Source organism: Methylobacterium iners (assembly GCF_022179305.1).
Taxonomy (GTDB): Bacteria; Pseudomonadota; Alphaproteobacteria; order Rhizobiales; family Beijerinckiaceae; genus Methylobacterium; species Methylobacterium iners.
In genome coordinates, this window is sequence record NZ_BPQP01000032.1 from 73244 (window position 1) to 83202 (window position 9959).

Here is a 9959-nt window from a genome sequence, read left to right on the forward strand (position 1 = left end):
ATCTGTGTATGTGCGACATCCATACTGGCCTTTCTGCTGACGACGTCTTCGGGGTCTGCCGCTTCGGTACGTGAACGGCCCAAGGTGACGATCTACACGGCCATCGAGAGCGAGCAGGTGGCGTGGATCAGCGAGGCCATGGCGCGGGCGGTGCCGGAGGCCGACATCGTCTGGGTCCGCGGATCGACGGGGGTGATCACGGATCGGCTCCTGGCGGAGCGGGACGCGCCGGGCGCCGATATCGCCTTCGGGATCGGCGCCTCGAGCTTGATGCTCCTGGAGATGGCGGATCTGCTGGCCGAGTACCGGCCCGCCGGGGTCGAACGGCTGCGTTCCTTCTTCCTCGACCAGACGCCGCCCTACACCTGGACGGGAATGGACGCCTATGTCGGGGCCATCTGCTTCAACACCGAGGCGGCCAAGGCGTCCGGCCTGCTGCGGCCGGTGCTATGGCGGGAGCTGCTGGCGCCCGGCTTCAAGGGGCAGATCGTGATGCCGGATCCGAACCTGTCCGGAACCGGCTTCCTCCTCGTCGCCGGCTGGCTGCAGAGCATGGGCGAGGCCGCGGCCTGGACCTTCATGGACGCGCTGCACGAGAACGTCGCGGCCTACCTGCCCTCGGGCTCGGCGCCCTGCCGCGAGGCCGGTCGCGGCACCTACGCCGCTGGGCTGTCCTTCGACATGCGCGCGACCACCGAGCGCGCGAGCGGGTCGCCGATCGAGATCATCGTTCCCATCGACGGCGTCGGCTGGGAGCAGGAGGCCTTCGCCATGCTCCGGACCGCCCGCCGCCCGGACCTCGCGCGGCGCATCCTCGATTGGGCGGCCTCGCGGGAGGCCAACGAGATCTACGCCCGGAGCTTCGCCATCGTCGCGCATCCCGATGTGGCGGGCGCGAATCCGGATTATCCCGCCCACGCGGAAGCGCGGATGGCGAAGATCGATCTGCGCTGGGAAGCCGAGCACCGCGAGCGCATCCTGCGGGAATGGACGCGACGCTACGGCAGCAAGACACGCCCCTGATCGGGCCGGGCTGCGAGCACGAAACAATCCGCGCAATGATGTCGAAAAGCCGGGGGCTTAGACGTCCTTCGACAGACGGTTGCCAATGACCGCGGATTGGGGAACGCTATGCTCGGGATGCTGGTACGCTTGATCATCGCAGGAGGCCTGATGGCCGGCAGCGCCTACGCGCCGCTTCTTCGCGCCGAAGCGGGCGTGACGGCCCCGCGGACGACGGACGACCGAACCTTCCGGTCCTGCCCGACACCGCGCGCGGCGGCCGTCCGGGCCTGCATCGCCTGAGGCGGGTCGCCGATGCGGCTCCCCGCCCTTCTTCTCGCCGTCAACTTCCTCGCCGCCATGGCGCTCTCGGCGGCGGCCTACGGCACCTGATCAATCCAAGAGCCGCACGCCCTCGAACAGGTGCCGCCCGAGCGGATCCATCTGAAAACCCACGACATCGCGACGCGCCACCATGTGTACGAGCGTGTGGGCCAGGGGGACCCAGGGCGCCTCGCGGCGGAAGATGCCCTGTGCGGTCCGATAGAGCCGGGCGCGCTCCTCGCGGTCGACCGCGCGGCGCGCGGCCTGGACCGCGGCGTCGTATTCCGGATCGCACCAGCGGGCGAGGTTGGCGCCGCCGGGCGGGGCGGCCTTGCAGCCGAGGAGGATGTTCAGGAAGTTGTCCGGGTCGCCGTTGTCGCTCGTCCAGCCGTAGAGCATCATCGACGGCACGCCGCCGTAGAGCGCCGTCCGGTAGGCGCCCCAGCTCTCCGTGACGAGGCGGACACGGATGCCGACGCTGGCGAGGTCAGCCTGGATCATGTCGGCGACGCGCCGGCCGTTCGGATTGTAGGGCCGGCTGACCGGCAGGAACCACAGGTCCGTCTCGAAGCCGTCGGGAAAGCCCGCCTCCGCCAGGAGGCGCCGCGCCGCGGCCCGGTCGAAGGCGATCTCGGGCAGGGCATCGTCGTGGGCCCACATCCCCGGCGGCAGCGGATTCTTGGCGGGACGCCCGGAGGCGCCGAACACGCCCTCGACGATGGCGCTGCGATCGATCGCGGCAGTGATGGCGCGCCGCACCCGGACGTCGTCGAGCGGCGCGCGCGTCGTATTGAGGGCGAGATAGGCGACGTTCAATTCCTCGCGGGCGAGGAGCGTCAGGCTCGGATCGGCCCGGATCGCGTCGAGATCGGCGGGGCCGGGAAAGGCCATGACCTGGCACTCGCCCGCCTTGACCTTGGTGAGGCGCACCGCCGCGTTCGGCGTGATCGAGAACACGAGCCCCTCGATGGGGCGCCCGCTATCCGCGGCATCCGCCTGAGGCCGGCGCCAGTAATCCGCGAAGGCGCGATACCGGATCGCGAGATCGGGCCGGTAGCCGGCGAAGACGAAGGGACCCGTGCCGATCGGTGCGCGGGCGAGCTCCTCGGTCGCGTTCGTGGCTTCGAGGAGGCTCGCATATTCCGCGGAATGGATGCTGCCGAAGGCCTGGGCGAGATTCGCGAGGAACGTCGCGTCGGCCTCTCTCAGGCGGATGCGGACGTTGCGCCCGTCGATCTTCTCGATGGCCTCGATCAGGTCGGGAAGGCCGAGATCGCGAAAATAACCGAAGACGTTGCCGCTCGGCTGGAACTGGTGGCCGGGCTTCCACTGCCGCATCAGCGAGAACACCACGTCGTCGGCATTCATCGGCCGGCTAGGCGTGAAGCGGGCATTGGCGTGGAAGCGCACGCCGTCGCGCAGGGTGAAGACGTAGTCGCGCCCGTCCTCCGAGACGGTCCAGGATTCCGCTAGCGCCGGACGCAGGTCGGTCGTGCCGGGGATGAACTCGACGAGGCTGTTGAACATCTGCCAAGTCGCGTTCATCGCCGTCGTCGTCGTCGCGACCGCCGGGTCGAGGGATTCGGGATTGCCCTCCGAGCAGAAGACGAGGGTGCGGGCGGCCGCAGGCTGGGCCGCGAGGAAAAAGGCAAGCAGCAGGGCGGGGCGCGAGCGTCGGTCAAGCCTGGGCATCAGGCGCTCCCAACGTCGGCGTGCTGCCGCGCTGGCCCGAGCATGGTTGGCGCCCCGCGCGCATCCGAGGCGAACTCGACGCTGATCACGGTGCCGCTTCCGGGCTGACTCTCGACGGCGATGCGACCCTTCAGCGTCGCGGTCACGAGGTTGTGGACGATGTGCATGCCGAGGCCAGTGCTGCCGCGCGCGCGGGCGGTCGTGAAGAACGGGTCGAAGATCCGGGGAAGGTTCTCCGCCGCAATGCCGCGGCCATCATCGACGACGTCCAGGCGGACGAACCCGGGCGCCGCGTGGGCGACACGGACGACGATCTGCCCGCCCCGCACACCGCCGAAGCCGTGCACCACCGCGTTGGTGATCAGGTTCGTCACGACCTGAGCGAGGGCACCGGGATTCGTGTTGACGGTCAGTCCCGCCGAACATTCGTGCCGGACCACGTGGCCGCCCTTCCGCAGCATGGGCTGAAGGCTCGCCAGGAGGTCGTCGAGCCAGGCATCGATGGCGAAGGTGCGATGCTCGTCCGCCGCCCGATCGACGGCAACCTGCTTGAAGCCGTGGACGAGGTCCGCGGCCCGCGCGAGGTTGGCGTAGAGAAGGGCCGCACCTTCTCCGACTCGGTCGACGTAATGCGTCAGCCGCGAGCGCGAGAGCGCGTTCTGGGCCACGAGCGCCTGGAAGTCGCGCGTCTCGTCCCGCACGATCGTGGCGGTGGTCAGAGCGATCCCGAGCGGCGTGTTGATCTCGTGGGCCACGCCGGCCACGAGTTGTCCCAGGGAGGCGAGCTTCTCGGCGCGGATGAGGTCGTCCTGAACCTGCTTCAGCTCGACGAGGGCGGCGTCCGCCTGGTCCTTGGCGCGCCGCAAGGCCCGCTCGCGCCGTCCGATCTCCGTCACGAAGAAGTTCGTGGCTCTCGCGATCTCCCCGAGCTCGTCGCGCCGCTGGGTGCCGATGACGGTTCCCGCCGACGGGTCGGCCGCCAGCGCGATCATGTCATCCTGGAGCTGGCGCAGCGGCACGGTGATCGAGCGCGCGACCGCAAGAGCGGCGAGCGAGCCGAGCAGCAATCCGCCCGCGGCGCCGAAGAGCAGGATCTGCCGGAGGAAGCTGCCCAGGCGGTCGGCATCGCCGACGAAGGCGTCGTTGAGCGTGCGCGCGCTCTCGCTGACGACGGCCGCGACGCTGTCCATCTCGGCGAGCATGGCGCCCTGGCGCTTGAGCCCGTCGATCGTCGTGGCGAGGCGGGTGCGCCAGCCGTCGATCGCGTCGATCATCTCGCCCTGGATGAGTGGGGAGATCGGCAGGGCGGCCGTCTTGGCCGAGAGGCGCTCCCCCTCCCCGACCATGGAGGCCGCCGTCACGGTGTCGCGCCGCGCCAGCGCGTCGGCCGTGCGCTGCCCGAGCTTGAGGGTGGTGATGGCGACGTCCTGCGTCGCCTGCTGGGTCTCGTTCGCCTCGATGGAGTAGGTGAGGAGCTGGGCGACCTCGTCGTGCAGCGTGCGCTGGCCGGACGTGTCGATCTTCAGGAGACGCTCGCTCCAGGCCGCGAGGACCGCGGGTTGCGACGCGCCCGTGCGGTCCGGCGTCGCCTCGTCGAGGCCCTGGCCCGCCGAGAGGGCTTCGAGCTCGTCGGCCTCGCGGGCGCGCCCCTCGCCGCGCAGGGCGGCCGAGAGGCTGCGACTCGCATTCTGGAGGAGGGCGATGTCGGATTGCGGCCGGCCCGCGGCCGGCGAGGGCTCCGCCGGCGCTGCCGCTCGGACGCGGGCGACGGCGATCTCCGCCAGGATCGTCCGGAGCAGGTTGAGGTTGGCGACGATGTCCCGCGTCGCGCGCAGCTTGTTCACCTTCTCGCTCAAGGAGCGGACGAGGTCGGCGTTCGACGCCTGCTGCCGCAGGCGGGCCCGGTCGGCCAGCGTGATCAGCGTGTCGGCGCGCTGGGCCATCTCCGCGGTCAGGCCGTCGCTCTCCCGGGTCAGGCGGATGAGGTGGTTCATGCGCTCGACGTAGCCCGCCAGGGCACCCCGCGCCGAGGCGATGCCCGAGGTCTGCTCGCGCGTGCGCGCCAGCCCGCTCAGGGCGCCGAGCCCCTTGCTCGCCCGCGCCGTCAGAGTCGCGAAGGTGTCGGCGTGGGCTGCACGCTCCGAAGGGTTGGCGGCGACGTAGGCGTCGCGAATCAGGCGGGCGGAGCTGAGATCGTGGTAGACCTGGCTCGCGACCAGCGTGCCGTCGCGCGCGCGCTCCGCCTGGGCGAGCAGGAACCAGCCCGCGACCGCGATCGCCGCCGCGATGAGGATGGGCACACCGCCGACCAGCGCGATCTTACGGCCGACCCGCATGTCCCCATCCCGCCCGTTTGCTTCAGTTTAATGTCTTCCTGAAGTCGGGCAAGCACAGGGGCAGGTCAGTTCCTGGTGATATCCGCAGCCGGCCTGCGGGGTGGGCTCGCAGCCCGTGCGTTCGGTCGAACGCCGAAACGCGCCTCAAGGCTCGGTTCAGCGGGCGGCCGGGTCGGGGCCGGTTCATCCCGGCGACGCCCATGAAGGAGCTGGAAGAGCCGATCGAGGCTCTCGGGGTCTGCCTCGAGTGCTGAGCGCGTGAATTGGGGCATCTCGGTCCCCTCACTGCCGCTTGGACGCGGCGCGCGCAGGGCTCGGCGGCGTGGGGGCGCGGTTCTCCCCGTCCCGACGATCCAGGCTGATGAGCCGAACCTGGCGAACGGGCGCCCGCTCGCCCGAACTTCCGGGTGTCGTGTCCTGGCGCTGCACATCACCAACGTCGGGGCAATTGGCGGGGCGGTAGGGCCAGGCCGCCGACGCGCAGCCCGGTGCGGGCTTCGCCTCGACGGCGGGCAGAGCGGCGTCAGGCTCAGCGGAGGCGCTGCGGGCAGGAACGGCGGCGAGGGCTGCAAGCAGGCCCGTCGAGAGCGAGGCGGCAACCGCGATGACGATGATGAACTTGCCCATGACACCCCCCTCGACGCTTGGCGCCGTCGTTGGTGTCAGCTCTAGGAGCCGCGCATGTCCCCAGTTTTGCTTCGCTCGTCACAGGATACTGGTATTTCAGCGCGATTGTTTCTTCGATGCGGCGCCCACGAAACAATTGCCGAGCTTGCGCCTCGCTTCCCGCGGAGCACGACCCTCAGTCGCCGTCGGGACGGAAGACGTAACCGAGGCCGCGCACGGTCTTGATGTAGCGTGGATTGGCCGGGTCCGGCTCGATCTTCTTGCGGATTCGGTTGATGCGCACGTCGATGGCGCGGTCGAACGCGTCGGGATCGCGGGCATCGGCGAGGTCGAGCAGACGCTCGCGCGAGAGCGCGCGCTTGGGATGATCCGCGAAGGCCTTGAGCAGCTCGAATTCCGAACGGGTCAGCGCCTGCTCGGCGCCCTCGCTGTCCCGCAGGCGCAAGGCGTCGAGGTCGAGCCACTTGGTCCCGAAACGGATGCGGCGCCCGGGAACTTCCGCCGGCGCGGCCGGCATCTCCGGCTGGGGCGCCAGTCCGCTCCCTCGCCGCAGCACCGACCGCACCCGGGCGACGAGCTCGCGCAGCTCGCAGGGCTTGGGCAGGTAATCGTCCGCTCCGAGCTCGAGGCCGACGACCCGATCGATCGGGCTCGCGGTCGCCGTCAGCATGATGACCGGAATGGTGGTGCGCGCCTTCAGGTCCCGTACGATCGAGAGCCCGTCCTCCTCCGGCATGTTAAGGTCGAGGACGATGAGATCGGGCCTGCGCTCGGCGAGGTGCGCGCGCAGCGTCCGGCCGCCGTCGCAGAGCACCACGTCGAACCCGTGCATGCGCAGGTAGTCGCCCACCATCGCGCGGGCCTCGGCTTCGTCGTCGACCACGGCGACATGCGGCGCCGAGGCATTCATCGGCCCAATCCGGTCGAGGAGGCCAAGGGGTGACTCGTCGCAATCGGCATGACCAACGCTCTTCGCACTCGGATCTCGGGCCCGGCACGATGGGACCCGGCGAACGGTATTTCGGCGAAGATGATATCGGCAGTGCGTGCCCACACTCCACCCCGAAATGATGTATTCGGCATCCCCTGCCTCGCGCACGGCCCAGGTTTCACCAAGTTTGTTGGCGATCTCGCCGACGTGGACGAGTCGCGGCCTGGGAAAGGCTTGCGCCGAACGGTCCCGCGCAAATCCGCCGACACGAATGGGCCAGCAAGATCCGAGACGATGGACGACGAAATCTTTCTCCTGCCCGACGACATCACGGATCCCCCCGCGCGGGCCGGCGCCTGGACGATCGCGGTCGTCGACGATGATCCCGCGGTCCACGAGGGGACGCGCTATGCGCTGGCGGGTTACGAACTCGACGGGCGGGGGCTGGAGATCCTCTCCGCCTACTCGGCGGCCGAGGCCCGGCTGCTGCTGGCGGCGAGGCCGGACGTCGCCGTCGTGTTCCTCGACGTCGTCATGGAATCGGACGATGCAGGCCTGCGCCTCGTGGGCGACATCCGGCGGGAGCTCGGGAACGAGACGGTCCGCATCATCCTGCGCACCGGCCAGCCCGGCCAGGCGCCCGAGCGTCGCGTGATCGTCGACTACGACATCAACGACTACAAGGCGAAGACCGAGCTCACGGCCGACAAGCTCTTCACGAGTCTCACCGCCGCCCTGCGCGCCTACCAGCAGCTCAAGCGCCTCGACGAGACCCGGCGCGGCCTCGAGATCATCCTCGACGCGGCCCCGATGCTCCTCGACCACAAGTCGATGCAGCGGCTCGCCGAAGGCGTCCTGACGCAGGTCGCATCATTGCTCAACGTCGAATGCGCCGGCATCCTCGTCCTTCGCGAGAACGACGCCACCGACGAGCGCTTCTGCGTGCTCGCGGGTTCGGGCTGCTACGGCCATTATGTCGGCCGCAACCCGGCCTGGCCCCTCGACCCCGACGTTCACCCGGTCGTGGAGCGTGCCTTCGCGGAGCGCACCCACAGCTTCGGCGACCATTGGTCGACCCTCTACATGCACACCGCGAGCGGCAGCGAGATCGTCGCCCTCATCGACGCGGATCGCTCCCTGTCCGACACCGATCGCTCGCTGATCGACCTTCTCACGACCCGGCTTTCGATCGCCTTCGACAACGTCATCCTCTACGAGAAGCTTCAGCGGGCCAATGTCGAGCTGGAGCAGCGCGTCCTCGAGCGTACCGCGGAGCTGATACGGGCCAACCGGCGCCTCGATCTGCAGCGCTCGAACCTGCGCCGGGCCAACAATCTCAAGACGGAGATCCTCGGCACCGTCGCCCACGATCTGAAGAACCCGCTTTCCGTGATCCTCGGGCGCTCCGAGATGCTGTCGGACATGCTTGCGATCGAGACAGTGCCGAAGGCGCAGATGGGGGTGCAGGTGGAGGCGGTCCGCACCGCCGCCAAGCGCCTCATCGGCATGATCGACACCCTCATGGCCGACGCCATGAACGACGCCCTCGACATCACCCTGCGTCGCGAGCCCCTCGACCTCGCCGCCTTGGCCGGCGAGGTCTGCGAAGCCAATCGCCCCCTGGCCGAGACGAAGGGCCAGAGCCTTCGCTTCGCGACGCAGGAGGCGGTCTACGTCTGCGGCGACAGCGAGCGGCTGCGCGAGGCGATCGACAACCTCGTCTCTAACGCGATCAAGTACAGCTTCATCGACAGCGCGATCGAGGTCTCGGTGCGCGACGAGGGGACGGAGATCATCTGCGCCGTCACGGACCAGGGACCCGGCCTGTCGCCCGAGGATGCCTCGCGCCTGTTCGGCCGCTTCCAGCGCCTCTCGGCCAAGCCGACGGGCGGCGAGGGCTCGACGGGCCTCGGCCTCTCGATCGTCCGACGCATCGTCGAGCTTCACGGCGGCAGAACCGAGGCGCACAGCGCGGGCATGGGATCCGGCGCGACGTTCCTGATGCGTTTCCCCAAGATCTCGGTGGGGCTGATCTAGCCTCAGCAAGTCAGGCGCGTTCGGCCGCTTATCGCGGTCGATCCTGTACCGTGACGGCGACAGGGCAGTTCCAGCAGCGACCGCGTGATGAGGTTAGCACGACAGCGGTGAAGCAACGATCCGACGAAGGTCCGCTTTCCGTCCAGTGGCCAAGGTGTGTTCGTGGAGACACGCAGATCCATGTGGATCGGCAACCAGCAGCGACCCTGGACTAAACCGTGCGGTTTGCTTCACTCGAACGATGGGAGCTGCAGCTGGGCAGCCATCTGATCGAGACGCGGCTGGGCGCTTGGCTGTGCGGCTTCAGCCACGACGCCGCGAGCACCGAAGCCCCCGCGCTTTGCCTGATGGTAGAAGCCGCGCGCGTAGAGGGCGATCGCGCGGCTCTGATTGCCGCCCGCCACGCGATAGGCGGCCGCGAGGTAGGGGACTGCGTAGGTCAGATTGGTGTTGGCATCGAGCAGACCCGTCGCTGACCCGCTATAGCCCATGCCACGGGCTGTGCCGTGCCTGATCTGCATCAGACCGTAGTTCCCCCGGCTCGATGCTCGTGCGTTGTAGCGGCTTTCCCGCTGCACGACCCGATGCACCAGCGCCTCCGGTACACCATTCGCTTGGGCATGCTGCGCGATCAAGGTGTCGAGGTCTGACCCACTTGCCGAGGGCGAGGCCCACGCCGGTAATGCGAGAAAACTACAAGCGAGGCTGAGCGAAGAGAACCGAAAGATCATGAGCACTCCGAGACGGTATTGAAGCAATCATGATCATCGAAATGTGTCCATCACGTGTCGTATGTTGCAAGCTGTACAGTGATGCTTCTTGATCTTTGCTGGCGAAGGGCACATACAACTGCCAACCAGCCGCTTGATCTAGAGCGATTCTCTGGTGCCTCAAACTGGTCTTAAGTTGTACGCGCAAGCCATCCGAAGAGCGCAATGGTTCGCGCCTCTATTCCATATGGCTACGATGTTGGCGCGCCCTACGGGAATCTGACGTGACCCCTTAGAAGT

General features: G+C 68.6%; 8 protein-coding genes. 3 read left to right on the forward strand and 5 right to left on the reverse strand.

What is annotated here, in order from left to right:
- Positions 1 to 84: 84 nt before the first annotated feature.
- Entirely contained in the window at positions 85 to 1023 is a 939-nt protein-coding gene (locus tag MFF55_RS11335) for an extracellular solute-binding protein (protein ID WP_238244195.1), read from the forward strand.
- A 129-nt stretch (positions 1024 to 1152) separates the two neighbouring features.
- Positions 1153 to 1305, forward strand: a complete 153-nt coding sequence (locus MFF55_RS11340) for a hypothetical protein (protein WP_238244196.1) — start codon at positions 1153 to 1155, stop codon at positions 1303 to 1305.
- Between the two features lie 90 nt (positions 1306 to 1395).
- Here MFF55_RS11340 and MFF55_RS11345 read toward each other — a convergent pair whose 3' ends face one another.
- The 4 genes from MFF55_RS11345 to MFF55_RS11360 form a co-directional block, all read right to left on the reverse strand.
- Positions 1396 to 3018, reverse strand: coding sequence for an ABC transporter substrate-binding protein (locus MFF55_RS11345; RefSeq protein ID WP_238244197.1), 1623 nt, complete (start codon positions 3016 to 3018; stop codon positions 1396 to 1398).
- On the reverse strand, positions 3018 to 5354 hold the full coding sequence (locus tag MFF55_RS11350) for a sensor histidine kinase (RefSeq protein ID WP_238244198.1): 2337 nt from the start codon (positions 5352 to 5354) through the stop codon (positions 3018 to 3020). The genes MFF55_RS11345 and MFF55_RS11350 overlap by 1 nt, the downstream gene beginning before the upstream one ends.
- Before the next feature lie 282 nt (positions 5355 to 5636).
- Positions 5637 to 5981, reverse strand: coding sequence for a hypothetical protein (locus MFF55_RS11355; protein WP_238244199.1), 345 nt, complete (start codon positions 5979 to 5981; stop codon positions 5637 to 5639).
- Positions 5982 to 6156: 175 nt separating this feature from the next.
- A complete protein-coding gene (locus MFF55_RS11360) occupies positions 6157 to 6891 on the reverse strand; it encodes a response regulator (RefSeq protein WP_238244200.1) in 735 nt (244 codons plus the stop codon).
- A 315-nt stretch (positions 6892 to 7206) separates the two neighbouring features.
- Here MFF55_RS11360 and MFF55_RS11365 point away from each other — a divergent pair, with 315 nt between their 5' ends.
- On the forward strand, positions 7207 to 8949 hold the full coding sequence (locus tag MFF55_RS11365) for an ATP-binding response regulator (RefSeq protein WP_238244201.1): 1743 nt from the start codon (positions 7207 to 7209) through the stop codon (positions 8947 to 8949).
- A gap of 230 nt (positions 8950 to 9179) precedes the next feature.
- Here MFF55_RS11365 and MFF55_RS11370 read toward each other — a convergent pair whose 3' ends face one another.
- On the reverse strand, positions 9180 to 9680 hold the full coding sequence (locus tag MFF55_RS11370) for a lytic transglycosylase domain-containing protein (RefSeq protein ID WP_238244202.1): 501 nt from the start codon (positions 9678 to 9680) through the stop codon (positions 9180 to 9182).
- Positions 9681 to 9959 lie beyond the last annotated feature (279 nt).

What these genes read in the sequence shown, in the direction of transcription:
- MFF55_RS11370 (WP_238244202.1), bottom strand. Translation starts at nt 9,680, where the DNA reads ATGATCTTTCGGTTCTCTTCGCTCAGCCTCGCTTGTAGTTTTCTCGCA.
- MFF55_RS11355 (WP_238244199.1), bottom strand. Translation starts at nt 5,981, where the DNA reads ATGGGCAAGTTCATCATCGTCATCGCGGTTGCCGCCTCGCTCTCGACG.
- MFF55_RS11350 (WP_238244198.1), bottom strand. Translation starts at nt 5,354, where the DNA reads ATGCGGGTCGGCCGTAAGATCGCGCTGGTCGGCGGTGTGCCCATCCTC.
- MFF55_RS11365 (WP_238244201.1), top strand. Translation starts at nt 7,207, where the DNA reads ATGGACGACGAAATCTTTCTCCTGCCCGACGACATCACGGATCCCCCC.
- MFF55_RS11360 (WP_238244200.1), bottom strand. Translation starts at nt 6,891, where the DNA reads ATGAATGCCTCGGCGCCGCATGTCGCCGTGGTCGACGACGAAGCCGAG.
- MFF55_RS11345 (WP_238244197.1), bottom strand. Translation starts at nt 3,018, where the DNA reads ATGCCCAGGCTTGACCGACGCTCGCGCCCCGCCCTGCTGCTTGCCTTT.